Here is a 25999-nt window from a genome sequence, read left to right as displayed (position 1 = left end):
AGCGCCGTTGAGCAGTCCAGGTCAGGGCCTCGATCCGCACGCCCGACGACCTCCCGCACCAGCCGCTGAGCGACATGACCTGGTCGAGCAGTGTTCAGCGCCCCGACTTCACACTGCCTGGCTGCCGGTGTCATGGTCACCTCCAGCTCCACTCAGCGGGGACGCGCGGCCAGCAACTGGGGGCACGGACTGTTGTTGGAGATGTACACCTCCAACAACGGGTCGATCAGAGCGGCAAGTGCAAGCACACGGCTGTACCGGTCTTTCAGGTCCAACCCGGTCAGCGGCTCATGGTGGGCGACCCGGTTACGCAGCCGGTGCAGTTTGTCGACATGTCCGTCGACCGTAGAACGGGCTGTTCCCGGTACGAAAGCGTGGTGCAGGTAGGGCACCCACAACGGTTGGTGCTGTCGTCGACTGGTCAGGTACCGCCAGAAGCCGAAACTCAGCTCGGCGATGACCTTGCCCGACGCAGGCTGAGCGGCGGTCATACGAGCCGGTGTGGCCTGCTGGATCGCATGATTAAGCTGGTCACGAGACTTCTGGTTGTCATCGACACGCTTGCCATTGGACGCAGTCTTCATCTGCGGCGGGAAGAACGCGTGCGGTTGGAAGACCCAGTGTTGCCCGTTCGGTCCGACTCCCCGCATCAGCGCCCTGTCGTAAGCGTTGCGGAGCCCGACTTCGAGGTGGGCAAGATCGTGGTGGAAGGCCGACGAGATCGCGGTGTTCCACTCGTAGAGCTCGACTGCCAACCGGCGGTCTTGACCTGCGGCTTGGAGGTACACCGCGAACCTCGGGGCCGAAAGCCAGCCTTCGATCCAGCCGCCCGCACCAACCGCAGTCATCCACACCTCTCGTAACGACCGGCTTGACGAGCCGGGTTACCTCGGGTCGTCAAGTTTGCTACACTGACTCTCGAATAGCCCCGGACGTGCCCCTGACCTGCTGGTCATGCCGCCGGGGCTTTGAACTTCCACGGACTGTTGCACCCGCTGGACCGACGATCAGCATAGAGCGCCCTCCTGAGTCGAGCCGCAGCTACTCTCGACACCGCTGCAGACGTGAAGCCCGGGTCTCGCCGCACGGGTTGCGACAAGCGACGTTGACACCCTCGCGACTGCACTCCACGTCAGGCGACAACCTGCTGAAGGTCGCACCGCACCTGGCCAGTGGTAGCCGTGGAGTGCGCCTGCAACCCCGGTTGACCAAGGTGGAGCCGGTCATGGGCAGTGGTCGCAGGCCTTGCTGGGGTTCCCCCGGCCCTTGGTGCTGCGCCACGCCCGCGCCCGCCAGGGCAGTCGTCCCCTACCGGCTCAGCCAAGTCGGTTACACCAAGCGGTTGTGCCATGCCGCCAGCCTGGTCAAGGCGGTCATCCAGGTCCTGGCCACGGACACCACGCCATGGACCGGAGATGGGTGGCCGGCCACACGTCATGCCGGTGCAGTGCGGCCACTCCCGCTTCTCGCGGCTGCGCCTGTTACTTGACCCACGCCCCCGTGGCCCTTCGCCGAGGCCCCGTTACTGCGTACAGATCTCGAACGGCCTGACGCGTAGCGGTCCGAGGCCGGCTTCGAAAACGCTCACCGACCGCCTACGACTTCTGACAAGCCCGTGAAATCGATCACCAGGCGTGGCAGTGGTGCGAGGCCCGGTTGGAGCTGTGAGACAGCAGCGCCCCACACAACAAGTCAGGGCCCCGTTCCGTTAACCGAAACAAGGCCCTGACCTGGACTGACTCTGGTGCGCTCGGCAGGATTCGAACCTGCAACCTTCTGATCCGTAGTCAGATGCTCTATCCGTTGAGCTACGAGCGCATCGTTCTTCAGTTGTCACCCGGCCGAAGCCGGGTGTTGCGGAGGCTCCGGGATTTGAACCCGGGATGGGCGGTAAACCCAAACCGCATTAGCAGTGCGGCGCCATAGACCAGACTAGGCGAAGCCTCCCGGAGCCCTCGGCTACGACGCATAGATTACACATGCCCCCACCGCTCTAGCAAAACGCCCCCCTCCTTAACCCGTCTTCCCTGGTCAGAGGGGGCGGAGGGGGGCGTTGGCGGGGCCTCAGGCGGGGGTGACGTGAGGTAGGTCTCGTGCCAGGTCGAGGAATGGGTCCAGGGCGGCCGGGTTGCGCAGGGCGTCCAGGCTGACGGCGCGCTCGGGCGGGGTGCCGGCCAGGATCTTCTTCACCGGGACCTCGCACTTCTTGCCGTTGAGGGTCCTCGGGATCTCGGCCACGGCGACGAAGCGGTTGGGGACGTGGCGCGGTGACAGGTTGGTGCGCAGCTCCGAGCGGAGGCGGGGTTCCAGGTCGGTCAGGGTCGTGCCGGGGTCCAGGACGAGGAAGCACAGGAGTTCGCCGTCGGTCCGGCCGGCGCCCGAGGTGTCGATCACGAGGGAGTCCGCGACGCCCGGCATCCCTTCGACGACGCGGTAGAACTCGCTGGTGCCCATGCGGACGCCGCCGCGGTTCAGGGTGGAGTCGCTCCGGCCGTAGATGACCGCCGAGCCGCGCGGGGTGATCCTGATCCAGTCGCCGTGCCGCCAGACGCCCTCGAAGGTGTCGAAGTAGGCCTCGCGCAGCTTCGTGCCGTCCTCGTCGCCCCAGAAGCACACCGGCATCGAGGGCATCGGCTTGGTGATCACCAGCTCGCCCACCTCGTCGACGACGGGGACGCCCGCCTCCGAGAAGGACTCCACGGCCGCTCCCAGCGCCCGGCACGAGAGCTCGCCCAGCCACACCGGCAGGTCGGGGGCGGCGGCGACGAACGCGGTGCACAGGTCGGTGCCGCCGGAGACCGAGGCGATCTGCACGTCCGGACCGACGGCCGACGCGATCCAGCGGAAGCCCTCGGGGGTCAGGGGCGCCCCGGTGGACCCGACGACGCGCAGGCCCGTCAGGTCGTAGCGCTCCGCCGGGTGGACGCCTTCCTTCAGGCACGTCTGGATGTACGGCGCCGACGTGCCGAAGTAGGTGACGCGGTGCTGCTCGGCCAGGTGCCAGAGGACGTCGAGGTCGGGGTGCGCGGGGCTGCCGTCGAACAGCACGATCGTCGACCCGACCAGCAGGCCGGAGACGAGGAAGTTCCACATCATCCAGCCGGTGGTGGTGAACCAGAAGAACCGGTCGCCCCGGCCGAGGTCGCTGTGCAGCGCCAGCATCTTCAGGTGCTCGACCACGATCCCGCCGTGGCCCTGGACGATGCCCTTCGGCAGCCCCGTGGTGCCGGACGAGTAGAGCACCCACAGCGGGTGGTCGAACGGCACCGGCTCGAACTCCAGGGGCGCGTCGGCGTGCTCGGCCAGCAGGGAGTCCCAGGTCACGGCGCCGGGCAGCGGGGTGCCGCCGACGTAGTCGACCATCACGGTGGCGCGCAGGGACGGGATCTCCGCCCTGAGCCGCTCCACCGCGGGCCGCACGTCGAACGCCCGCCCGCCGTACCGGTACCCGTCGACGGCGACGAGCACGGTCGGCGTGATCTGGGCGAACCGGTCGGCGACGGCCCGCGCGCCGAAGTCCGGCGAGCACGACGACCAGGTGGCGCCGAGCGAGGCCGCCGCCAGGAACGCGATCAGCGCCTCCGGCGAGTTCGGCACGAGCGCCACCACGCGGTCACCGGGTCGCACGCCCAACGAGGCGAAGCCGGCCCGCACGGCGGCGACCCGGCGGCGCAGCTCGCCGTAGGTGAGTTGGGACGACAGCCCGTCCTCGCGGTGGAACACGACCGCCAGGTCGCCGTCCGGGCCCCTCAGGGCGTGCTCCGCGTAGTTGAGCGTCGCGCCGGGGAACCAGACCGCCCCGGGCATCACGGGGGCCTCCAGCACGCGCGTGGGCGGGCTGTGGAACACCACCTCGAAGAACTCCGCGATCGCGCCCCAGAACCCCTCCAGGTCGGAGGTGGACCACTCCCACAGCGACTCGTGGTCGGGGAGGTCGAGGCCCTTCGTCGAGGTGAGCCAGGAGCGGAACGCGACCATCCTGGTGTCCCCGACCCGGTCGGGGTCGGGACGCCACAGGACTTCCGCCTCGCCGGCGGCGGCGCCGGCACGCATCTCGGTCATACCTGAAGTTCCTAGCCGATCCGGCGGCCCGGAACCACAGCGGGCGTCCACACACCGGGTCAGTTCCGGCCGGCGCTCGCCAACAGTCCCTCGATCGCGGAGATCAGCCTCGGCCCGTCCGTCGGCGCGACGACCAGCCACCCGTCGTCGCGCCGCACGAGGTAGCGGCCCTCGGCGGTGTCCAGCCACGACACGACCGCGCCGGTCGGGTGCAGGTAGCCGGCCCGGTTGCGGGCGATCACGCCGACCTGGCCGCCGCCGCTGCGCGTGGTCACGGCGCGCATCAGGGTGTTGGCCTCCGGCTCGCGCAGGCCGACGGCGCGCAGCGAGTCGAGGAACCCCTCGCTGCCGTCGCGCTCGCCCGCCCGGCCCGCGGCCAGGTAGTCGTCCCAGCGCACGTTCACCGACCGGCCGCTGCCGGGCGGCGCGGGCGGCAGGGTGTTGACCGTGGTGGCGGGCAGCGCGGTCGGCCGGAACCCGGCCACCTGCACCTGGTTGCCGAGCCTGCCCGCGAACGCGCCGTGCCACGCGGCGGTGGCCAGGCCGCGCGCCTGGGCGCCGCGCAGGGTGAAGAACACCTCCAGGCCGATCTCGAACTCGGCCAGGCCGCGCAGCAGCCCGTACAGCTCCTCGTCCGGCCGCCGCACGGTGCCGTAGCCGCGGGCCGCCAGGTCGCGGGACGCGGTCTCGATCAGCGCGTCCCGTTCCCGCTGGGTGTGCCCGAAGTGCCTGGCGCCCAGCGGGACCGGGTGGGCGTCGCGGTGGACCGCCTGCCAGAGCAGGAAGAACTCCACTTCGCTGAGCCGGAAGACGCGTTCGGTCACAGGCCGATCACCGGTGGTGCGGCCTTGCGGTCGACGCCGAAGACGTTGTCGTCGTCCTCCAGGTACCCGGGCCGGTTGCGGTCCTTCTCACCGCCGCCGGCGACGGGCGGCGGCGCGGCCATCGGCGCGGCGCCGATCATGCCGGACTGCGGCGTCACCGACTTGGGCGCCTGGAACTGGCTGGTCACGCTGCCGGGGTTGGCGGAGCCGCGCTCGGCGCCGAGCGAGCCCGTCGCGCCGCCGGGACCGGCCACCGGTCCGACGCCGCCACCACCGCCGCCCATGCCGACCGGCGTGGGCAGGGCGCCGCGACCGCCGTAGCCGCCGCGACCGCCCGCGAAGCCGCCGCGCCCGAACTGGGCGGACGTGCCGCCGGGGCGCTGGTTCGGCGGGCCGGCGGGGTTGTTCACCACGGCCTGGCCACCGCCGGTCCCGGCGCCGCCGCCGCCACCGTCGGTGGCGGGTGGGTTCGGCGTGATGACCACGGGCGGCGGAGGCGGCGGCGCGACCGGGTTGGTCGGCGGGCTGAACGACGGCACCGTGCGGTCGACCTCGTAGGAGTTCTGCTGGAACATCGCCATGACCTCGGCGGCCTGGCGGTGCGTCGCGTCCGCGGCGACGACCGAGTCGATCGCGGGCGCGGCGATGGTGTCGATGCCGGTGAACGCGCCGGGCGCGCGCACGACCGGGGTGGGGCCCGCGGCCAGGCCGTCGTGCGACGCGAGGGTGGGCGACCGGTAGCCGCCGTCCTCCGCCAACCGGTTGCCGGCCAGCGGCGAACGCGGCGTGGCGACCGGGGTGTGGGTGGCGACCGGGGTCTGGCCGGCGATCGGGGTCGACGGCGCGCCGGTGACCGGGGCGACGACCGGGGGCGCGGGCGCGGGCGGCGGCATCATCTCGCGCGCCGTCTGCACGTGGTCGATCTCGGTGGCGATGCACTTGGCCACGTTGTCGGCGTGCTCGCTGGTGTTCAGCGCCCACTTCTCGACCGACTCCAGCGCCTCGCGGGCGCGTTCGGCCGACTCGCCCGTCCAGGCCTGGCTGGACTGGCTGATCGCCTTGGCCAGCAGCTCCTGCACCTCGCCGAGCGCCTTGCCGACGGTCGCCCAGTCGGCCTGGGCGCTGCCGGCGGCCTTGAGGTCGACCCCGGTGTTGATCATCTCCCACAGCTGCTGGTGGGTGTAGGTCATCCAGTCGACCTTCTGGCCGAGGTCGGAGGGCTTGTCCTTGCCCCAGCCCTGGCCGCCGCCTTGACCGCCACCCTGGTGGTTGCCGCCGTGCCCGTGCTTGTCGCCGTGCTTGTTGTCGCCCATCAGCCCTTGGCCTCCCCCGCGGATCCGAAGGCGTCCGCCGCTTCGTCGTCGGCCCGTTCCAGGTTCCGCGCCGCGTCGCGGATGGTCTCCTCGACCTCGAACAGCACCTGCATGAAGTCGCCGATCACGTTGACCGCCGACTCCTCGTTCCCGACGGCCACCTCGCGCAGCCGCCTGCTGATCGCGTCGCTCACCCAGTTGTTGCCGAACTGGAGCTCGACGTCGAGGTTGTTCACCGCGCGGCCGTGCACGGTGTCGACCAGGTTGCGCGCCTGCGAGACCAGCTTGAGCAGGTCGTTGACGCCCTGCTTGTCCAGGTCGAGCTGGACGGACTCCTTGTCCACCGCGTCCAGCGCGGTGGTGGCCTTGTCCAGGTCGGTCTGCGCGGCCTTCGCGAAGCTGTCCGCCACCACGGGCTCGGCCGCGTCGGGATCGGCCGCGGCCGCGGCGGGCAGGGTCACGGTGGCGTCGGTCGTCGGTGCGGGAGCCGGTGCGGCGGCCGGCGTGGCGTCCGCCGGATCCGGCGCGGCGGCCGGGGCCGCGGACACCGGTGGCGCGGCCGACGTGGGATCGGGTGGCACGGGAACCGGTGGCACGTCGACCACCGGCGCGTCCGCCACGACCGCCGGTGGGGCCGCCGCGGACGGCGTGAAACCAGGCGGGATCTGCACCGTCTGTGCAGCCGCCGGTGGGACCGTGTTCCCGTCGCTCATCACTACCCCCTGCACTGCGATTCGCCGCAGACCGACCGCGCGTTAGCCGGCGACGACCGAAATCAGGCGTTCCGGACGCCTCCCTTAGATGTACCGGGAAGCCCGTTCGGTTCCAAGCCGCCGACCAGAGGCTTAGCGAAGATGTGAGTCGAACCAGTTCAACGCGCGCTGCCACGCCTCCGCGCTCACCTGCGGCGCGGTGTCGAACCGGTGGCTGGTGCGGGAGAACCGGACCACGTCGGTCGCCACCGGCGCCGCCGCCGCCGCGTCGCGCAGCTTCTCCACGTCGCTGTACGGGATCTCGGAGTCGTCGTCCCCGTACAGGCCCAGCCAGGGGCAGGTCAGCTCCTCCGCGACCTCCACCAGCGAGGGCAGCCCCTCGGCCAGCGGTTCCAGGATCCCACCGCCGCCGACGGTCACCGCGGCGCCGACGGTTCGGCTTCCCGCAACGACCATCGCGACCGATCCGCCCAGGTCGAAGCCCATGACGCCCATCCGGTCCTGGCTGATGCCCCGCTGGGCCAACCAGACGAACGCGACGTCGGTGTCGGCCAGCACGGCGTCCCCGGACAACCCGCTCACCATCGCCGGCGCCTCGTCGCCGGACACCTCGTCGTACAGGTGCGGCGCGACCGCCAACCACCCCTCGGCGGCCAGTCCGCTCACCAACCCGCGGACGGTGTCGGTCACGCCACGCGCCTCGTGCAACACGACCAAGCCGCCGCGGACGGCGTTCTCCGGCTCGGCGACGGTCAGCCGCAGCTCGCGGCCGTCGGTGAGGGAGAGCGTCTCGGTGCGGGTAGATGTCATGTCCCAACCCTTCCACGTGGGGGTGAACGGCAGTCAACGTGAGCATCCGAACGGCGGGTATGCCCCATCCGGGTCTTTCACCGGATAACGTCCAGCTCAGAACCCCGAAGGGAGTCCTTGGATGACCGTGCGAACCCGCGCCGACCTCGTCGCGTTGCCCGGATACGTGCCCGGTAAGACGATCCCCGGCGCGATCAAGCTGGCCAGCAACGAGGTGTCGGCCGGACCGCTGCCCAGCGTGGTGCGGGCGATCGCGGACGCGGCCACCGCCGTGAACCGCTACCCCGACACCGCCGCCACCGAGCTCGTGGCGCGCCTGGCGGACAAGCTCGGCGTGCCCGCGGAGCAGGTGGCCGTGGGCTGCGGCTCGGTGACGTTGTGCCAGCAGCTGGTGCAGGCGACGTGCACCGAGGCCGACGAGGCGCTGTTCCCGTGGCGCTCGTTCGAGGCTTACCCGATCATCACCGCGGTCGTCGGCGCGCGGCAGAAGCGGGTGCCGCTGACGCCGGGGCACGGGCTGGACCTGGACGCGATGGCCGACGCGATCACCCCGGCCACCCGGCTGGTGTTCGTGTGCAACCCGAACAACCCCACCGGGACGGCGTTGCGGGCGGCGGACATCGAGCGGTTCATCGAGCGGGTGCCGTCGGACGTGCTCGTGGTGATCGACGAGGCGTACAAGGAGTTCGTGGACGACCCGGACGTGCCCGACGGCGTGGAGCTGGCCAAGGCGCAGTGGGCCGCGGGCCGGGACAACGTGGCCGTGCTGCGCACGTTCTCCAAGGCCTACGGGCTGGCCGGCCTGCGCGTCGGGTACGCGGTGGCGTCGCCCGCGGTGGCCGAGACGCTGCGCAAGGTCTACGTGCCGTTCAGCGTGAACGCCCTGGCGCAGGTCGCCGCGCTGGCGTCGCTGGACGCCGAGGCCGAGCTGATGGCGCGGTGCCGGGCGATCGTGGCCGAGCGGGCGCGGGTGCGCGACGGGCTGCTGGCCGCCGGCTTCGAGGTGCCCGGGTCGCAGGCGAACTTCGTGTGGCTGCCGCTCGGCGAGCGGACCGCGGCGTTCAACGAGCACTGCCTGGCGCACAAGGTGGTCGTGCGGGCGTTCGCCGGCGACGGCGCGCGCGTCACGATCGGCGAACCCGGGGAGAACGACGCGTTCCTGGCGGCGGCGCGTTCTTTCAGCGGGTGAGGATCTGGGTGATGGCCACGACTCCCACCACCACGATCACCGCGCGCAGCGCGGCGGGTGGGAGTCGGCGGCCGACCTTCGCGCCGAGCTGACCGCCGACGACCGAGCCGATCGCCAGCAGCAGCACGGCGAGCCACGCCACGTCGGCGATGAAGATGAACAGCACGCCGGCGACCAGGTTCACGAACGCGGTCAGCACGTTCTTCAGCGCGTTCATCCGCTGGATGTGCTCGTTCATCAGCACGCCCATCAGGCCCATCACCAGCACGCCCTGCGCCGCGCCGAAGTAGCCGCCGTAGATGCCCGCGAGGAACACGCCGACCCACAGCGCCACGCCGCCGTGCTCGTGCCGCTCCCGTTCGGCGAGCTTGCGGTTGAGCCACGGCTGGGCGACCACCAGCACCAGCGCGATGGCGATCAGCACCGGCACGATCGCGGAGAACGCGTCCTCGGGCAGCACCACGAGCAGGATCGCGCCGACCACCGCGCCCAGCACCGAGGCGGGCAGCAGCCGCTTCACCCGGCCCGCCTGCCCGGACAGCTCGCGCCGGTAGCCCCACGCGCCGCTGAGCGAGCCGGGCACCAGGCCGAGGCTGTTGGACACGTTCGCCACCACCGGCGGGTAGCCGACGGCCATCAGCACCGGGAACGTCACCAGGGTGCCGGAACCCACCACCGTGTTGATCCCGCCGGCGAACACACCGGCCAGGACGACGACGATCGCCTCCAGCGCCGTCACGGCCACTCTCCCCTGGGTCTCGCGGTTGGTCAGCGACGCTAACACCGCGTTCGGCGGGGCGCGGTGTGGCGATTGCGACACCGCGCCCCTCCGGTCAGGGGTTCCACCCGCCGGTCGGGACGAACCGGGCCACGCCGTCGCCGGCCGCGACGTGCCAGTGCAGGTGCTGGTTGTGCTGCTCGTCGCCGAGCGTGGTGAGCACCTGGCACCCGCCGTGGCGGGCGACGACCTCGGCCGCCGTCTGCTGGAGCACGGCCATCATCTCGGCGGCCAGGTCGGGCTCCAGGTCGAGCAGCGACCCGACGTGCGCCTTGGGCACCACGATCACGTGCTCGCGGCCGAAGCCCGGCCGGGGTGGGCGGAACGCCAGGACCGTCGCGGTCTCGGCCACCACCTCGACCTCGACCGAGCCGGGGATGACCTCGTCGCAGTACCAGTCCTGGCGCACCCGTCCGAAGGTAGCGCGACCGTCCTCGCCAGGAGCTTGTCCCACGCGATCACGGCGGTCAGCGCGTCCTCGGGCCGGACCAGGCCGACCTCGACCGTCGTGCCGCCGTCCCCGGTGAGGGTGAACCGGTCGTAGAAGTCGATCGGCAGCGCCCAGCGGGACGAGTGCCAGACCCGGACCCGGTAGTTGCCCGCCGGGGTGTCCTCGATCCGGTAGCGGCCGGCGGCGTCCGTGTCGCCCCGGTGCAGCGTCGTGGGCAGGCCGCCCTCGACGGTCACCGCCTGGTCCGGCAGCGCCTCGCCGGGGTCGAACGCGCCGTTGGCGTTGACGTCGCCGTAGACGAGGACCGCGACGTCGCCCACCGCTTGGCTCACCGCGGCGGACAGGTCGAGCGGCACGGACTCGCCGCGCGTGCCGACGGTGATCCGGCCCTTGAGCGAGACCAGGTCGCCGACCCAGGGCCGGGGCTCGCCGACCAGGGTGACCTCGTAGGACTCGCCCGCCCACAGGTACAGGCCGCCGGTCGGGTTCGAGGTCGGGTACAGCGGACCCCACCGGGTGTAGTCGTAGATCATCGTGGATGGCACCCAGTCCGGCGCGAACCGGACCGGGACGCGCGGCCCGACGCCCGTGTCGGCGACCTTCACCCGGGCCGTCACGAGCCCGGCGATGTCGTAGGCCGCCCGGTCGGACGACGCGGTCACCTCGACCCGGTCCACCTCGACCGGCTCGGCGACCTCCGGGCCGGGCACGACCGCGAACACCACCCGCGCGGTCGTGTCGGCGACGACGTCGACGGTGAACCAGCCGTCGCCGGTGGCCTGGTCGCGGTACTCGCCGAGCACGCCGCCGGCGGCTCGGTCGTCGTGGTCTCGACGGGTGTCACCGTCGGTGACCCGGACGGTGTGGTGGTCGTGGTGGTCGTGGTTTCTCGCGCCGAGCGCCGGCGCGCCCACCGTGATCACCCGCGCGACGCGTCCCGCGTCGGTCCTGCTGGTCCCCCCGTGAGCAGGTCCTCGCCCACCGCGGGTTGCCGACGTCCCCCGAGTCGCCGCCGGGCAGGGCCCTCAGCCGATCGCGTCGGAAGCTACCGCTCCGCCACCGTGCCGTCCCCGGCTTTCCGGGAACTTCCGCAGGGTGTGCGCGTCCGACAGCCCCGTGCCGCCGATCAGCGTGCCCAGGTCGCCGTCGACCACGTAGCTGCCGTGCGGCGAGCGCGCGATCGTGGTCGGCTCGTCGTCGCCCCACGGCGCGACGCGGCGGGTGGTGCGGGCCGTGCCCCAGCCGTCGCCCGACCGCAGCACGCTGACGGCCGCTTCGCCCGGCGCGCCGAGGGAGTTGGTGACCACGGCGAGCGTGCCGTCCGGGCGCAGGTCCATGCCGTCGCCGCCGACGAGCGGCCGGTCGAGGGCGACCTCCGAGATCCGTCCCGACCGGGTGATCTTGAACAGCGCGCCGGTGTCGTAGCGGACGGCGAGCGCGTAGCCCTCCGGGTGCCAGACGATGCCGTTCAGGCCGATGGTGTCGCTGCCGAACCGCGGGTCGCGGGCCAGGACGGTGGCGCGGCCGTCGCGGTCGACGAGGTAGAGCGCGTCGGAGGCCGGGTCGGTGACGTAGGCGTTGCCCGCGTGGTCGACGGCGACGTCGTTGGCGCTGTGCCGGCCGGGCCCGATGGCCAGGTCGACCAGGTGCAGCGGCCGTCCGGTGGCGAGGTCGAACACGCCGAGCCCGGAGGACCGGTAGGTGGTCTCCGGCGTGGACCGGGCGCCGACGCCCATGTCGCCGTGAGCGACGTAGATGCGGCCCCCGACCACGTGCACGCCGAACGCGGACACCATCCGGGGGTCGCTGACCAGGGTCTTCGTCGTGCCGTCGCGGACGACCTCGACGGTGCCGCGCCGGATCGAGCCGAGCAGGAACGCGTGCCGCAGCGGGTCCCAGGCGATGCCCTCGGGGTGCAGTGCGGCGGATCGGCCGGTGATCACGTCCGGCGCGGGCGCGGCGGCGGCCGGGGTGGCGGTGACCACCACCAGCACGAGAACCATCAGGAAACGCATCATGCTCCGTCCACTGGTATGAGTACGAGCACGAAGTTAAATCAGAGTCCTGATACCCGTCAACGCACTTTACGATCGGGGGCATGGGCATGCCGTTCGAGGAGCGCCTGGGCGGCGACATCAAGCGGGTCGAGCACGAGCTGATGCTGGTGAAGCAGCAGGCCGTGCGGCCGGCCGGGCTGACCGTGGCCCAGTACGCGACGTTGCTGGTGCTCGACGGCCACCCCGGCGTGTCGGCCGCCGAACTGGCCCGGCGCTGCCGCGTGACGCCGCAGACCATGACCACGATCCTGCGCAACCTGGAGTCGGCCGACCTCATCGCCCGCGTGCCGCACGAGGTGCACCGCAACGTGCTGGAGACGCGGCTGACCGAGGCCGGCCGGGTGGCGTTCGAAGCGGCCGACGAGCGGGCCTCCGCCGTCGAGCGGCGGCTCGCCGACGAGTTCAGCGAGGCCGAGCGGGAGACCCTCCGGGCCCTGCTGGCCCGGTGCTCGAAGGTGCTGGCCGAACGGCCGTGACCGGGCGGCTCAGCCCAGGTTGTCGGTGTCGAAGGTGTTGCAGCGCGCCGGGTCGCCCGTCTCGTAGCCCGTCGTGTACCACTTCTGGCGCTGCGCCGACGTGCCGTGGGTGAACTTGGTCGTGTCGACCTGGCCGCCGCCCAGCTCGCCCTGGATGAAGTCGTCGCCGATGCGGGACGCCGCGTCCAGCGCCGCGTTCACGTCGTCCTGCGTGACGCCGGTGATCAGCGGCTGGCCCGAGGACGTGGGCACGGTCTCCGCGTGGTTGGCCCAGGCGCCCGCGTAGCAGTCGGCCTGCAGCTCCAGCCGCACCGAGCCGGACGTCGGTCCCGAGCCCGAGCCGACCCGGTCGGACGTGCCGAGCAGGTTCTGCACGTGGTGGCCGTACTCGTGCGCCAGGATGTAGGCCTCGACGAACGGGCCGCCCGTGGCGCCGAACTTCTCCTGCATCTCCTGGAAGAACCCCAGGTCGATGTACACCTGCGAGTCCGCCGGGCAGTAGAACGGCCCCACGGCGGACGACGCGCTGCCGCACCGGGTCGACACGCTGCCGGAGAAGAAGTTCGTCTGCACGACCTGGTAGGTGCGGCCCGACCGGGCGAACTGGTCGCTCCAGTAGCCCTGGATCGAGTTGATGAACGCCACCGCCCGGCAGTCGGACTCGCGGTTGGCGTCCGCGCCGGTCCGGCACTTCTCCTTGATGGCCTCGGAGTCCACCTGCTGCCCCTGGCCGACGTCGCCGAACCCCGAGCCGGTCGGCAGCTGCGCGCCGCCGCCGAGCTGGGAGAGCACGAAGTACAGGATCAGGCCGACGATCCCCAGCCCACCGCCGCCCAGGGCGACCCGGCCACCGACACCGCGTTGGTCGGAGACCTGTGACGTGTCCAGCTCGGCGTTCTCGTTGAACTGCACCGCTCGTCCTCCCAGACAGAACTAAGCCGGACCCGGACAACACAAGGCCCCGGGTGCGGAGCCCGACGTCGGGGCACCGCACCCGGGTTTTCCCATGTGGAAGTGACGAAAACCTCGTGACGAGGTCGGCGTGGACCGCGGTCGGCGCCGACGGTGGAGACGGCGCCCTGATGACCTACCGGGTCAACATCGTCAAGCGCGGCGATGGCGCCGAGGGCGCCCTGCGCTCGAAACCTCGTCGGAACCGCTCACGGTCGCGATCGGGCCGGTCTGCTGACCGCTCCGCCCGCGGGGTCGCGGTTCGAACGCGGCTCGTCACCGCGAGGACTTACCTGCACCGCACCACCTACCCCTTCCGGGCGTGCCGCCGGCGAGTCAGCTCGGGTTCCGCCGGTGGCAGGTCCTGCATCGAGGATGCGCCTCTTCGGCCTGATGCACAACCCGGGTAGAAGGCCCTGAACTGGTGAAACGAGATTCATCCGGCTCAGCGGAGCGGTGGTTGCGCGCTGTGAGCGGGCACATGGGGGGCCCGCTCACAGCGCGTGTCTCACGGGGTGGTGGTGATGCGCCCGAGCGCCGGCGGGGCCGTGTTCGGGTTGGCGGTCAGGAAGGCCGTGAAGCCGTCCAGGTCGATGCCGCCGCCGGTGATCCCGGTGCCGCCGGTGAACGCGCTGAAGCCGTCACCGCCGCCCTGCAGGAAGCTGTTGATGGTGACCCGGTAGCTCGCGGCCGGGTCCAGCGGCGTCCCGTTGAGCACGATGCCCGACACCTTGGAGCCGATCGGCGTGGACGCCGACCACGAGTAGGTCAGGCCGGCCGACGGCTGCAGGATGATCTGCCGCTGCGCGCCGTTCACCACCTGCCACTGCTGCTCCAGCGCCGCCTTCAGCTGCGCGCCGGTCAGCGTGACCGTCTGCAGGATGTTGCCGAACGGCTGCACGGTGAACGCCTCGCCGTAGGTCACCACGCCGTCGCCCTCGCCGGCCGGCGAGGAGGCGTAGGCCAGGTCGGCGCGCACGCCGCCCGGGTTCATCAGCGCGAGCACCGCGCCGTTGCCCGCGGTGGCGGCCAGCTGGGAGTCGGCGATCAGGTTGCCGAGCGGCGACTCGCCCGCCGGGTTCTGCGCGCGGGGGATGTCCTGGGCGATGGTGCCGATGGGGCGGTTCGCGATCGGGCCGGACTTCGACTTGGCCAGGTCGATGATCGCCTGCACCTCGGGGTCCGCGGTGACGTTCCGGGTCACGACGTGGTTGCGCGCGACGGTGGCCGAGCGGACGACCTCGCGGGTCCGCTTGTCGATCTTCAGGTCGACCACGGACAGCTCACGGCCGAACGCCAGGCCCTCGATAAACGGGCGCGGGTTGCCCGCCGGGTCGGTGACCGTGCAGTTGTAGTGCTGGTGGCTGTGGCCGGAGAACACCGCGTCAATCTTCGGGCTGACCTGCTCGGCGATCTTGCGGCCGGGGCCGCCCGCGACCGTGCGGCACTCGTCCGGGCCGCCGCCCGAGGTGTTGTCGCCCTGGTGGATCAGCAGCACGATCGACTTCACGCCGAGCCAGTTCAGCAGGTCGGCGTAGCGGTTGGCGGCGGCGACCTCGTCGCCGAACTCCAGCTCCTTGATCCCGTTCGGGTCGACCAGGATCGGCACGTCCTTCAGCGGCATGCCGATGAAGCCGATCGGCACGCCGTCGCGGAACTCGACCCAGAACGGCGGCAGCGCGGGCAGGTCGTTCTTGGCCAGCGTCACGTTCGCGCCCAGGATCGGGAAGTCCGCGCCCTCGTAGCCCTCGCGGAACTGGCAGCCGTCGGCCGGGTGGCAGCCGCCGCGCTGCATCCGCAGCAGCTCCCGGTAGCCCTCGTCGAACTCGTGGTTGCCCGCCGCGGTCGTGTCCATGCCGACCTTGTTGAGCACCTCGATGGTCGGCTCGTCGTGGAACAGCGCGGACACGATCGGGGACGCCCCGACCAGGTCGCCCTGGCCGACGATCACCGAGTTGCGCACCTCGGCCTGGAGGTTGCGGATGTGGGTCGCGTTGAAGGCGGCGCCACCCGCGTCGACCTGCGTGCCGTCCGACAGGGTGACGCGGCCCGAGGAACCCGAGGGCGGCTCGATGTTGCCGTGCAGGTCGTTGATGCCGATCAGGCGGACGTCGACGGTGCGCGCCGGCCGGTTGTCCTTGTCGGCCAGCGCGGGGTTCTGCACCAGCGTGACCGCCAGCGCTGCCGCCGCGGTGACCGCGAGCGCGGCGGAGCGCTGCGCGGTGCGTCTGAACGAGGTCATGGGGTGGTTCCTCCCTGCGGCGCCCCGGTAGGAGGGCGCGGTACGGCGCAGGAGTTTGCCTGGCGGAGCTGACCGGCACCAGACATGTCCGTGGATCGTCCGTTAACGGATATGTGCGGCCTAACCTTGTGGGGTGACTGAGCAGGAGCCGCGTTGGCTCGACGATGGGGAGATGCGCGCCTGGCGCAACTACGTGGTCGGGGCGTCGATGCTCGCCGACCGCCTGCACCGCGAGCTGCAGGACGGGCACGGGGTGTCGTTGGCCGACTACGAGGTGCTCGTGCGCCTGTCGGAGCAACCGGCGCGGCGGATGCGGATGTCGCAGCTCGCGGACGAGGTGGCGTCGTCCAAGAGCCGGGTGTCGCACCAGGTGGCGCGGATGGAGCGGGAAGGGCTGCTGCGCCGGCGGGAGTGCCCCGAGGACGGCCGCGGGGTGTTCGCCGAGCTGACCGACGGGGGCATGGCGCTGCTGGAGACGTCCGCGCCGACCCACGTCGAGGGCGTGCGCGAGCACATGGTCGACCTGCTGTCGCGGGAGGAGCAGGCGGTGGTCGCCCAGGTCTTCGAGCGGATCATCAACCACCTGCGGGACGTCGACGGGTGACCGGGCCCGTGACGCGACGGCGCCCCCGCGCCCGGTGAGGGGCGCGGGGGCGCGTCGAGCGCGGTAGCGGTGGGATTTGAACCCACGGAGGGGATCAACCCTCGCACGTTTTCAAGACGTGTCCCTTAGGCCGCTCGGGCACGCTACCTCGGTGCAGGAGCCTAGCCGACGGGCGTCGCCGGCGGGCAGCGCGCTCGCCCCGGACCACCCGCCTCCGCGGCGTCCGCAGGCCCCCGGGAAGACGAACGCGCGAGGTCCCGGCGACCGGGACCTCGCGCGTCGCTCGTGCTGCGCCGGGTGGTCACCCGGCGGGCGCGGTGATCAGCCGAAGATGCCGAACACGTCCACGACGAGGTGCGTGAAGCCCGCGTTGTTGTAGTGGCTGTGCGCGGGGTAGGTCACGCCGCCCGAGGTGAGGGCGCCGAGGCGGACCGTGGCCATGTTCGGCGAGGTCTGGCCGGGCGCCAGGTTCAGCGCCGAGGTGCCGGGACGGTTCTCCCCCGCCGGGTACGGCGTGATGTAGGTGTCCGCGGTGGGCTCGGTGCCGGTCAGGTTCAGCAGCAGGCTGTCACCGGGGAGCAGGCCCTCGTCGTCGAAGAACAGCGTCAGCGCCTCGCCCGGCGGGATCGGGCCGGACTCGCCCGCCCACCGGGTGTCGTACGCGCGACCGGGGGTGACCGGGTAGAAGTCCGCGCCGCCGTTGTCGGTGGGCAGGTAGTAACCGGTGATGTCCACGATCAGGTTCACGGAGCCCGCGTTGTTGAACAGGTTGACCTTGCGGTCGGAGCCCAGCGCGACGGTCACGCCGTTCGGCGTGGCGCCACCGGGCGTCACGTTGAGGCTGGACGCGGTCGGCCGTGCCGAGCCGGACGGCCACGCGGTCACGTAGGTGCTCGCGGTCGCGTTGACACCGGTGACGTTCAGCGCCACCGCGGTCGTGCCGGCCGGCACGCCGTAGGAGCTGAAGTCGATCGAGCGGGACTCGCCGCCGTAGAACGCGCCGCCGGTGTTGCGGGAGTCGTACACGCGGGTCGGGCCGGTGGCGAAGTACCGACCGGGGGTGACCGCCACGTTGGGGTTGTCGTAGACGTAGTAGCCCGCGACGTCGGCGATCAGGTGGGTGTTGCCCGCGTTGTTGTACAGGTTGATCGTGTGGTCGAGCGACACCCAGGTGGTGACCGAGTTGGCGCGGGTCTCACCGGGCACCAGGTTCAGGGTCGACACCTCCGGCCTGGGCACGTCGGCGCCGCCGTCCCACACCGTCACGTAGGTGTTCGCGGTCGGCGACGTGCCGGTCACGTTCAGCACCACGGCGAGGGTGTACGCCGGGGCGTCGGTGACGGGCACCTCGATGCGGCCGCCCGCGCCGACCGGCGTGGTGATGCCGCCGCGGCCGAGACCGCTGCGGGTGTCCAGGATGCGTCTGGGCGCGGACGGGATGAACCGCGTGCCCAGGTACTCCTCGGCCTGGGCTTCCCGGGCGTTGACGTCGGTCGTCTTCGTGCCGTACGGCCGGCTCGGCCGGGAGGTCCGGTCGAGCGCCAGCTCGGCGCGGGCGACCCGGTCTCCACTGTGGACGGACGCGGGCTCGGCGGTGGCCGGAGCCGCGGCCGTCACCACGGCGGCGGTCGCCGCGGTGGCGACCAGCAGCGCTGCGGAACGACGCATGATCCTCTTTCCTGACTGCGAGGTGAACTGAAGGCGTCGGTCTTCCAGCCAGTCCGTGACAGAGACACGCGGACGTTGGCAGCGCGCAGCGCGACCCCCCTGTGGGACGAGCCCCCGACTCGACCGAACGGGCGCGACACTACCTCAGGGGTACGACAGCCGAAAGTGAAATGCGGTCAGGTTCTCAGTTCGCGGGTTTGACCGCGACGTGCACGAACTCGTTGTACGTGAACACTTTCCCGGCCGACCGGGGGAACGGGAAGGACATGCGGTCGCGCTCGACCAGCCCGAGCTGGGAGGTCACGTCCGCGAGGCCGTCGAGGTCGGTGAAGGCCACGTGCGTCGGATCCGACGCGTAACCCCGCTCCTGCGGGCAGATGAGCACCAGCAGACCGCCGGGCTCGAGGAACTCCACGTAGTCGCGCAGGATGTCCACGGCCTGCGGGCGCGGCATGTGCTCGACCAGGTGCGCGGCCAGGATGCCGCCGAAGCGGCCCGGCTTCGCGTACTCGGTCTCGAAGAACTCGTCCGTGGTGAACGCCGTCAGGCCCATGTCCCGACAGGTCTGCACGGAGTGGGGGTTGTGGTCCACCCCGACGCCGTTGGGCTCCAGGTGCTTGAGGTTGCGCCCGATGCCGCAGCCGACGTCGAGCACCTCCCGCTCGCCGAAGATGCGGCGCACGTTCCACCGGTACGGGGCCTGGACGTTCAGGACACGCTTCCAGGGCAGGTTCTGCAGGCGCGCGAGCCGGTCGGTGTAGTCCTGACCGTCAGTCTTGTCCACGGTCGTACCGTAGCCGACGCCGAGACCCGCGACACCACCCCGCGAGTCCGTGAGAGCCCGTCCCTCCTGTCCCGCCGGCGGGACAGGGGGGACGGACCCCCAGGTCAGGCGGTGCCCGACGTCACCCGCCGGCGCGGTGAGCCTTCGTCGGGTCCGGTCCGGGCAGGAGGAACAACGAGCGCTCGGCCTGGCAGTTGTCGCAGGTGCCGGCGAACAGGGGGGCGCCACCGTCCGACGGGAGCTTCCACGAGCCGTAGACGCGCACCTCGTACGGGCCGCTGGGCAGGTCGTCGAAGCGCACGCGGCCCTGCGCGTCGGTGCGGCCCTCGGCCACGACCCGGCGGGTGACCGCGTCCCGCAGGACGACCACCGCGCCGGCGACCACCTCGTCGGGCTCGCCGAGCCGGTCCCCGTCGCGGTCGTGGTGGAAGGACATGCGCGCGGTCACGGCCGGACCGGGCACCTTGGCCAGGGCGTAGGCCTCCGGGCGGCCCGGGGAGTCCGGCGCCGGGCCGAAGTCGCAGATGTGGTTGACCGCGCCGTACCCGACCGTCGCCTCGGAGACGCGACCGGTCATCGTGACCACGCGCGACCGGCCGGCGGGCACCGTCACGCCGGGCTCGTCCCAGCCCAGCTCGCCGAAGACGACGTCCCGCAACTCCGGCCCGCCGCCGCCGACCCGGTCGCAGGCGGCCTTGACGCCGGTCAGGTCCGCGGCGCCGCTGTTGGTCAGCGTCACCTCCACCTGCGCCTGGTCGCCGACCTGGTAGACGTCCCGGGTGAACCGCATGGCCGCGGACAGGTGGTCGGTCAACGGCCGCGTGGCGCGCAGCAGCAGGGCCGCGCCCGAGCTGCTCCCGTCCACCGCGACGCGCGAGCCCGACCCGACGACCCAGCCGTCCGGCGCGTTGTCCAGGGACAGCGCGTAGACCTGCACCGGGAGGTCCGCGAACCGGAACCGGCCGTCGACGCCGGTGGTGGCCTCCAGCCGCAGCCAGGGCGAGCCGTTCGTGGAGGCGGTGACCCGGACGCCGTGCAGGGCCTCACCGGCGTCCGGCGCGTTGTTGCCGTCGAGGTCGCCGTAGACGAGGCCGCCCAGGTCGTCCGCGGCGGAGCCCGGGTCGCGGACCGGGAGCGGCAGCACGTGCTCGGCGACCGAGGCGTTGCCCTGCCGGACGAGGAACTTCACCACCGGGGCGCCGCTCCACCCCTGGACCTCGCCGCGGACGGTGAGGACGCGCCGCTGCCCGGCGGGGAGGGTGATGCCGGGGCCGGGCCAGGTGGCCAGCTCGCCCCACTCGGCGGACGGGACGAAGAAGGCGGACCCGGCGCTCGAGTACGCGGAGGCCATCACCCCGGTGGCGTCGGCGTCGCCGTCGTTGGCGACCGCAACCTCGACCGGGATCTGCTCGCCGACCAGGAACGGGCCCGCGCCGACGGTGGCCGAGATCGCGAGCCGCGCGGCGGCTGCGGCCGTCGGCGACGAGGTCGCGGACCCGGTGGCCGGCTGGGACCCCGCCGACTGGGACCCCGCCGACTGGGACGCGGTCGGCTGGGGCACGGTCGGCTGGGGCACGGTCGGTTGGGCGGCGGCGGCAGCGGCGGCGGGCCGGGCCTGGACCGGTGCCGTTCCGCCGGCGGTCGACGGGACCGGCCCCTGGGCGCGGGCCGCGGCGGACAGGGTCGCGGTGACCGCGAGCGCCGCGACGAAGGCAAGGGATCTTCGCGCGACCACGCGCTTCGAGAGAGTCAAGACCGGCCCCCGGGGTGGTGGATTCGAATGGCCGCAACCTGACCGACCTCGATCACCACCGCACCAGTCCATCCTTTGTGGACCTTCCACCGGCGACGGCAGGAGGCCGGTCCCCCCTGGGGAAGACCGGCCTCCGTTACCCGTCAAGCAGTGATCTACGCCACGTCCGCGTGCGAGTGGTGGTGCTCCACGTGCAGCGAACGCGCCGCGACCGCACGCGCCGCGGCACGCGCCGACCGCGCCGGCACGCCGTTCACGCTCTCCGTGCTGATCGCGTACGACGCCGTCACCCACGCCAACGCGTCGGCGTTGCGGTCCAGGGCGACCCGGTCCACGTTGCCCAGGTTGTCACCGGAACCGTGGTAGTTCCGGTCGTAGGCGACACCGGCCGTGCCGCCCCACTTCGCCGCCTGCGCCTCGGTCTTGACGCCCTCGGCGCCGGTGAACAGGCCACCGGCCGGGATGCCCTGCGCGATGAACTCGCCGTAGTCCGAACGGCCGGTGAAGTCCGTGCCCTCGGTCTGCACGCCCTTCTCCACCGTCAGGTACTCCACGAACGCCTGCTCGATCTGCCCCGAGCCGTACGGGCCCGCGCCCGCGCCGACGGCGTCGGAGTCGTCGCCGTCGTAGACGAAGTACGCCGCGTTGGGCGAGCCGATCATGTCGAAGTTCAGGTACAGCGCGATGTCGAGCTGCTGCTCGAACGACAGCGACTGCACGTACTTCGTCGAGCCGACCAGGCCGAGCTCCTCCGCGCCCCACCAGCCGAACCGCACCGCGTTGTTGACCTTCGGCGAGCCGCCGAGCTTCAGCGCCGTCTCCAGCAGGCCGGCCGAACCGGTGCCGTTGTCGTTGATGCCCGCGCCGTTCTCGACGCTGTCGAGGTGCGCGCCCGCCATCACGACGTTGTCCGTGCGGCCGGTCTTCGTCTGCGCGATCACGTTGCGCGAGACGCGGTCTTCCTCGTGGTAGCGCAGGTCGACGGTGACGGTCTGCCCGGCCGACCCGAACAGCGCGGTGCCGTCCTCCCGGGTGACGCCACCGGTGGGCACGACGCCCGGCGCGCCGAGCGTGACGCCCGACAGCTTGCCCTCGGCGTTGTTCGCGATGATCACCGCGATGGCGCCCGCGGCGGCGGCGTTGCGGTGCTTGATGTCGAACGTGCACGCGCCGCGGCGGATCAGGGCGATCGAGCCGGTGAAGTCCTGCCCGGCGAAGTCGGTCGCCTCGCAGCCCGGCGTGCCGTCCTCGGGCACGGCGCGCAGCGGGCCGGTGACGCCGCCGACCGGCGTCTGCGGCGAGAACTCCAGCGGGATGTTCTCGTACGTGGTCGAGCCGACCGTCGCGGTCGCGGCGTCCGTGATCTGCACGGGGTAGGTGAACTCCGGCGTCGACACCTCGAAGCCCGCGCCGCGCAGCTTGCCCGCCACGTACTCGACGCTGGCGTCGTAGCCGGACGTGCCCGCGGCCCGGTTGCCGCCGTTGCGGTCGGCGATGCGCTGCAACGCGATCAGGTGGCGGTTGACCCCGTCCGCGGTGACGTTCTTGGTGAGGTTCTTGGCCAGCTTGGGCCCGTCGAGCGACGCCGCCGAGGCGACGTTGACGCCCGGCACGGCGACCAGTGCGAGGGATGCTGACGCGGCGAGGATCGCCGCGCGTCGGATCCCGGTTCTACCTGACATGATCGAGTTCCCCTTCACTCGGATGCCGAACCCTCACAAGTCAGGAGGGTGAGCGCAATCCGTCACTCGGCTGGTTGTCGCCCTGTGAGCAGGGGCAAGCACGGTGTGACACCGGCCACCGACAGGGCCCAGTCGGGTCGCCGGAACGTGGCCGGGGTGACCAGCAGGCGCGTCTGCTGAGCCGACTCACCTCGCCTGACCTGGGTGAACGTGCCGTCCGGCCGGTAGCCGAGCTTGCGGCTCACCGCGTGCGAGGCGAGGTTGTCGTCGAACGCGCTCGACCGCGCCGCCACCGCGCCGAGGTGGTCGAACGCGAACGCCAGCACGGCGGCCCGCATCTCCGTGCCGATGCCGCGCCCCTGGTGCCGCAGCCCGACCCACGACCCGCTGGTGACCTCGCGCCGCACCGGGAAGTCGTCCGCGCCGAGCGACTGCACGCCCGTCACGCGGCCGTCCAGGCGCACGATGAAGTTCACCGTCCACCGCTGCGGCGAGAGCATCGACCGTTCCCGCCAGTAGTGCTGGAGGGTGTTGAGGCCGAGCCGGTCGCGCGGCACGTCGGTCCACTCGACGCCGAACGGCATCCGCTCCGGCGGGTGGATGCCGTCCAGCGCCAGCCCCGCCAGCTCGACCAGGCCCTCGTCGTCGTCGGGGCGCAGGTCGAGGCGCGGCGTGCGCAGCACCAGGTCGTGCAACGGCCAGTGGTCCATGCCCGTCGATGGTGGCGACCGCGCGTCGCGGGCGCTACCGGATTACCGTGCGGATCATGCGCGCGATCACCATTCGTGAGTTCGGCGGACCCGACGTGCTGGCGTGGGCGGAGGTTCGGGACCCCGAACCGGGCCCCGGAGAGGTGCTGCTGGACGTGGCCGCGACCGCGGTCAACCGGGCGGACCTGCTGCAACGCCAGGGTCACTACCCGCCGCCGAAGGGCACGTCGGACGTGCTGGGCCTGGAGTGCTCGGGCACGGTCGCGGACCTGGGCGAGGGCGTGACCGGGTGGCGGGTCGGCGACGAGGTGTGCGCGCTGCTGGCCGGCGGCGGGTACGCGGAACGGGTCGTCGTCCCGGCCGCCCAGCTCCTGCCGGTGCCCGAGGGCGTCGACCTGGTGACCGCCGCGTCGCTGCCCGAGGTCGCGTGCACCGTCTGGTCGAACGTGGTGATGGTCGCCGGCCTCCGGAGCGGGGAGACGTTCCTCGTGCACGGCGGCGCGGGCGGCATCGGCACGCACGCCGTCCAGGTCGCCAAGGCGCTCGGCGCGCGCGTCGCCGTCACGGCGGGCTCGGCGGAGCGGCTGCGGCGGTGCGCCGAGCTGGGCGCCGACGTCCTCGTCAACTACCGCGAGCAGGACTTCGTGGCCGAGGTCGGGCGGGCGGACGTCGTCCTGGACAACATGGGCGCGGCCTACCTCGACCGCAACCTCGACGTGCTGGCGCCGGACGGGCGGCTGGTCGTCATCGGGATGCAGGGCGGGGTGAAGGGCGAGCTGAACATCGGCAAGCTGCTGTCCAAGCGCGCGAGCGTCACGGCGACCGGGCTGCGGTTCCGCCCGGTGGACGGGCCGAACGGCAAGGGCCGCGTCGTGGCCGAGGTGCGCGAGCACCTGTGGCCGCTCATCGCGTCCGGCCAGGTCAAGCCGGTCGTGCACGACGTCCTGCCGATCGCCCGCGCCGCCGACGCCCACCGCGCGCTGGCGGACGGGGACGTGTTCGGCAAGCTCGTGCTGGCGGTCTGAAGCGCGGTCACTCCAGCGCGGTCACGCCACCGCGGTCACTCCAGCGCGGTCGCGGTGGCGAGGAAGGTGCGAGGGGTGGTGCGGAAGCGGAGGGCGAACTCCTCGGCCCAGCGGACCAGGACGGGGTGCTCGCCGGGGCGTTCGGCGTCGTCCACCAGGACCGCCGCGCCCGGCGCCAGCACGCCCCGCAGCACCGGCAGGGCCGGGTACCGCGCGTCGCCCAGCAGCGGGCCGTCCACGAGCAGCAGGTCGACCAGGCCGTAGCGCTCCACGTAGGCCGACACCTCGTCGTGCACGAGCTGCGGGTGGTACCACTGGGCGTTGCCGAGCGCGGCCGGGTGCGGGGCGAGCGGGGCGTGGACGACGCGCGCCACGTGGCCCAGGCCCTCCCGGCGCAGCTGGCTGGCCACGAACGCCGCCGTGCGCTCGTCGTGCTCGACCGACAGCAGGTGCCCGAACCCGCGCCGGGCGAGCAGCCGGGCCAGCACCACCGACGACGCGCCGCACCCGCACTCCACCAGCACGGTCCGCGACCCGAGCAGCACCTCGTCCACCACGGCCACCAGCGCGGCGGGCCGCAGTTCGTGCGCCGTGTCGGGCAGGTACTCCGACATGAGGGGCGCCAGCCGGTGCAGTGCGGCGAGGTCGGCGAGCTCCCGTGACAGCAGGTCGTCCACCCAGCCCCCTGTCTCAGCGCAACCCGACCTCAGCCGAGCTCGGCGACCGCCCGCACGAGCTCGTCCACTTCCACCGCGTTCGTGTAGTGCGCCAGGCCGACGCGGATCGCCCCGCCGACCTCACCGACGCCCAGCACCGAGAACACGCCGTGCTGCCCCGAGTCGGCGAACGCGCACACGCCGCGCTCGGACAGGTGCTCCACGCCGTCGGTCGCCTTCACGCCGGCCACCGTGAACGCCAGCGCGGGCACCCGCCGCATGGCGTCGCCGATCACCATGACGTGACGGAGCGATCGCAGTTCGTTGATGAGATTAGCCAGAAGTCCGGCCTGGTACGCCTTCACCGAACCCAGGGAGGTGAGCACCCGCTCGCGTCGCGGGCCCACTGCGGCGTCGTCCAAACCGGCCAGGTACTCGACCGATGCGACCAGACCGGCCAGCAGCGGGTAGGCGTGCGGGCCCAGTTCCAGGCGTTCGGGTCCCCGCGCGCCCGGCTCGACGGCGACCGACGGCAGCAGGTCGAGCATGGACGGGTCGCGGAACACCAGCGCGCCGACCGGCGGCCCGCCCCAGTTGTTCGCCGACACCGCCACCACGTCGGCGTCCATCGACGTGATGTCGAGCGGCACGAACGGCGCGGCCGAGGAGGCGTCGACCACGACCAGGGCGTCCGTGCGGCGGGCGGCTTCGGCGATCTTGCGCAGGTCCGGCCGGGTGCCCACGGAGCCGGACGCGGCCGTCACCGCGACCAGCTTGCACTTGGGCGTGACCAGGTCGTCGTACTGCCAGGCGGGCAGCTCGCACGTCTCGATGTCGACCTCGGCCCACCGCACCACGCTGCCGGTGCGCTGCGCGGCCCGCTGCCACGGCGCGATGTTGCCCGGGTGGTCCAACCGCGACACCACGATCTCGTCGCCCAGGAACCAGCCCTCCGACAGCGCGTCGGCCAGGCGTTGCAGCAGCACGGCGGAGCTGGGGCCGAGCACGACGCCCGCCGGGTCGGCGCCCACGAGGTCGGCCACCGCGCGCCTGGCCGCGTCGACGATCGCCTCGGCCCGTTGCGAGGCGGGGAAGATGCCACCCGGCCCGGAGACGGGTGCGCGCAGCGCGGTGGAGACGGCCGTGGCCACCTGTTCGGGTACTTGCATCCCCGCCGGAGCGTCCAGGTGAACCCAGCCGTCGCCGAGCGCGGGGAACAGCCCACGGACCCGGGCGACGTCGAACGCCATG

Annotated in this window: 23 protein-coding genes and 3 tRNA genes; 4 read left to right on the top strand and 22 right to left on the bottom strand. The window is 72.2% G+C overall.

Going from position 1 to position 25999, the window contains the following annotated elements; translation table 11 throughout:
- Positions 1-152: 152 nt before the first annotated feature.
- The 8 genes from IOD16_RS37680 to IOD16_RS37645 form a co-directional block, all read right to left on the bottom strand.
- On the bottom strand, positions 153-848 hold the full coding sequence (locus IOD16_RS37680) for an Abi family protein (RefSeq protein ID WP_201438124.1): 696 nt from the start codon (positions 846-848) through the stop codon (positions 153-155).
- Positions 849-1742: 894 nt separating this feature from the next.
- Positions 1743-1818 (bottom strand) — tRNA-Arg (locus IOD16_RS37675).
- 39 nt (positions 1819-1857) lie between these two features.
- Positions 1858-1947: transfer RNA gene (locus IOD16_RS37670), tRNA-Ser, on the bottom strand.
- Positions 1948-2064: 117 nt separating this feature from the next.
- Positions 2065-4062: an acetoacetate--CoA ligase gene (locus IOD16_RS37665; RefSeq protein WP_201438123.1), complete on the bottom strand. Its 1998-nt coding sequence runs from the start codon at positions 4060-4062 to the stop codon at positions 2065-2067.
- Positions 4063-4121: 59 nt separating this feature from the next.
- Entirely contained in the window at positions 4122-4886 is a 765-nt protein-coding gene (locus IOD16_RS37660) for an ESX secretion-associated protein EspG (protein ID WP_123744679.1), read from the bottom strand.
- The gene (locus tag IOD16_RS37655) at positions 4883-6199 is read right to left on the bottom strand and encodes a PPE domain-containing protein (protein ID WP_201438122.1); all 1317 of its coding nucleotides are present in this window, start codon (positions 6197-6199) and stop codon (positions 4883-4885) included. The genes IOD16_RS37660 and IOD16_RS37655 overlap by 4 nt, the downstream gene beginning before the upstream one ends.
- Positions 6199-6912, bottom strand: a complete 714-nt coding sequence (locus tag IOD16_RS37650) for a hypothetical protein (protein ID WP_201438121.1) — start codon at positions 6910-6912, stop codon at positions 6199-6201. The genes IOD16_RS37655 and IOD16_RS37650 overlap by 1 nt, the downstream gene beginning before the upstream one ends.
- Before the next feature lie 132 nt (positions 6913-7044).
- Positions 7045-7722 carry a dienelactone hydrolase family protein gene (locus IOD16_RS37645; protein ID WP_123744681.1) on the bottom strand — a complete coding sequence of 226 codons (678 nt, stop codon included), beginning with the start codon at positions 7720-7722 and terminating at the stop codon, positions 7045-7047.
- 121 nt (positions 7723-7843) lie between these two features.
- On the opposite strand from IOD16_RS37645, the gene hisC reads away from it, so the two are divergent.
- A complete protein-coding gene (gene hisC, locus IOD16_RS37640) occupies positions 7844-8911 on the top strand; it encodes a histidinol-phosphate transaminase (RefSeq protein ID WP_201438120.1) in 1068 nt (355 codons plus the stop codon).
- Here the strand turns inward: hisC and IOD16_RS37635 are convergent.
- The 4 genes from IOD16_RS37635 to IOD16_RS37620 form a co-directional block, all read right to left on the bottom strand.
- Positions 8901-9650, bottom strand: coding sequence for a sulfite exporter TauE/SafE family protein (locus tag IOD16_RS37635; protein ID WP_201438119.1), 750 nt, complete (start codon positions 9648-9650; stop codon positions 8901-8903). The two genes, hisC and IOD16_RS37635, sit on opposite strands and share 11 nt — an antisense overlap.
- Positions 9651-9744: 94 nt before the next feature.
- Entirely contained in the window at positions 9745-10041 is a 297-nt protein-coding gene (locus IOD16_RS37630) for an HIT family protein (RefSeq protein ID WP_201438118.1), read from the bottom strand.
- Entirely contained in the window at positions 9975-11054 is a 1080-nt protein-coding gene (locus IOD16_RS37625; protein WP_201438117.1) for a carboxypeptidase-like regulatory domain-containing protein, read from the bottom strand. The genes IOD16_RS37630 and IOD16_RS37625 overlap by 67 nt, the downstream gene beginning before the upstream one ends.
- A 111-nt stretch (positions 11055-11165) precedes the next feature.
- The gene (locus IOD16_RS37620) at positions 11166-12158 is read right to left on the bottom strand and encodes an SMP-30/gluconolactonase/LRE family protein (RefSeq protein WP_201438116.1); all 993 of its coding nucleotides are present in this window, start codon (positions 12156-12158) and stop codon (positions 11166-11168) included.
- Between the two features lie 80 nt (positions 12159-12238).
- Between IOD16_RS37620 and IOD16_RS37615 the strand changes: the two genes are divergently transcribed.
- On the top strand, positions 12239-12673 hold the full coding sequence (locus IOD16_RS37615) for a MarR family winged helix-turn-helix transcriptional regulator (RefSeq protein ID WP_201438115.1): 435 nt from the start codon (positions 12239-12241) through the stop codon (positions 12671-12673).
- 9 nt (positions 12674-12682) lie between these two features.
- Here IOD16_RS37615 and ypfJ read toward each other — a convergent pair whose 3' ends face one another.
- Together ypfJ and IOD16_RS37605 are read right to left on the bottom strand one after the other, a co-directional pair.
- A complete protein-coding gene (gene ypfJ, locus IOD16_RS37610) occupies positions 12683-13585 on the bottom strand; it encodes a KPN_02809 family neutral zinc metallopeptidase (protein WP_123744684.1) in 903 nt (300 codons plus the stop codon).
- Between the two features lie 547 nt (positions 13586-14132).
- The gene (locus IOD16_RS37605) at positions 14133-15866 is read right to left on the bottom strand and encodes a bifunctional metallophosphatase/5'-nucleotidase (RefSeq protein WP_201438114.1); all 1734 of its coding nucleotides are present in this window, start codon (positions 15864-15866) and stop codon (positions 14133-14135) included.
- A 133-nt stretch (positions 15867-15999) separates the two neighbouring features.
- Here IOD16_RS37605 and IOD16_RS37600 point away from each other — a divergent pair, with 133 nt between their 5' ends.
- A complete protein-coding gene (locus IOD16_RS37600) occupies positions 16000-16470 on the top strand; it encodes a MarR family winged helix-turn-helix transcriptional regulator (protein WP_236594610.1) in 471 nt (156 codons plus the stop codon).
- A gap of 61 nt (positions 16471-16531) precedes the next feature.
- Here the strand turns inward: IOD16_RS37600 and IOD16_RS37595 are convergent.
- The 6 genes from IOD16_RS37595 to IOD16_RS37570 form a co-directional block, all read right to left on the bottom strand.
- Positions 16532-16618, bottom strand: a tRNA-Ser gene (locus IOD16_RS37595).
- Positions 16619-16791: 173 nt separating this feature from the next.
- Positions 16792-18138 carry a hypothetical protein gene (locus IOD16_RS37590; RefSeq protein WP_201438113.1) on the bottom strand — a complete coding sequence of 449 codons (1347 nt, stop codon included), beginning with the start codon at positions 18136-18138 and terminating at the stop codon, positions 16792-16794.
- Between the two features lie 184 nt (positions 18139-18322).
- Positions 18323-18922, bottom strand: coding sequence for a class I SAM-dependent methyltransferase (locus IOD16_RS37585; RefSeq protein WP_201438112.1), 600 nt, complete (start codon positions 18920-18922; stop codon positions 18323-18325).
- A gap of 121 nt (positions 18923-19043) precedes the next feature.
- Entirely contained in the window at positions 19044-20675 is a 1632-nt protein-coding gene (locus IOD16_RS37580; RefSeq protein ID WP_201438111.1) for a carboxypeptidase-like regulatory domain-containing protein, read from the bottom strand.
- Positions 20676-20830: 155 nt separating this feature from the next.
- Positions 20831-22357: a M28 family metallopeptidase gene (locus IOD16_RS37575; protein ID WP_201438110.1), complete on the bottom strand. Its 1527-nt coding sequence runs from the start codon at positions 22355-22357 to the stop codon at positions 20831-20833.
- A 62-nt stretch (positions 22358-22419) separates the two neighbouring features.
- Entirely contained in the window at positions 22420-23067 is a 648-nt protein-coding gene (locus tag IOD16_RS37570; RefSeq protein ID WP_201438109.1) for a GNAT family N-acetyltransferase, read from the bottom strand.
- A 56-nt stretch (positions 23068-23123) separates the two neighbouring features.
- Between IOD16_RS37570 and IOD16_RS37565 the strand changes: the two genes are divergently transcribed.
- Positions 23124-24092: an NAD(P)H-quinone oxidoreductase gene (locus IOD16_RS37565; protein WP_201438108.1), complete on the top strand. Its 969-nt coding sequence runs from the start codon at positions 23124-23126 to the stop codon at positions 24090-24092.
- Positions 24093-24127: 35 nt separating this feature from the next.
- On the opposite strand, the gene IOD16_RS37560 is transcribed toward IOD16_RS37565, so the two are convergent.
- Complete coding sequence (locus IOD16_RS37560; RefSeq protein WP_201438107.1) at positions 24128-24769, bottom strand: class I SAM-dependent methyltransferase; 642 nt, start codon at positions 24767-24769, stop codon at positions 24128-24130.
- A 29-nt stretch (positions 24770-24798) separates the two neighbouring features.
- Positions 24799-25998 carry a cysteine desulfurase-like protein gene (locus IOD16_RS37555; RefSeq protein WP_123744693.1) on the bottom strand — a complete coding sequence of 400 codons (1200 nt, stop codon included), beginning with the start codon at positions 25996-25998 and terminating at the stop codon, positions 24799-24801.
- Between the last annotated feature and the right edge of the window lies 1 nt (position 25999).

Origin of the sequence: Saccharothrix sp. 6-C (assembly GCF_016695385.1) — a bacterium.
Taxonomy (GTDB): domain Bacteria; phylum Actinomycetota; class Actinomycetes; order Mycobacteriales; family Pseudonocardiaceae; genus Actinosynnema; species Actinosynnema texasense.
The sequence above is the reverse complement of the archived record's forward strand: the minus strand, read 5'-3'. Positions and strand labels throughout refer to the sequence as shown.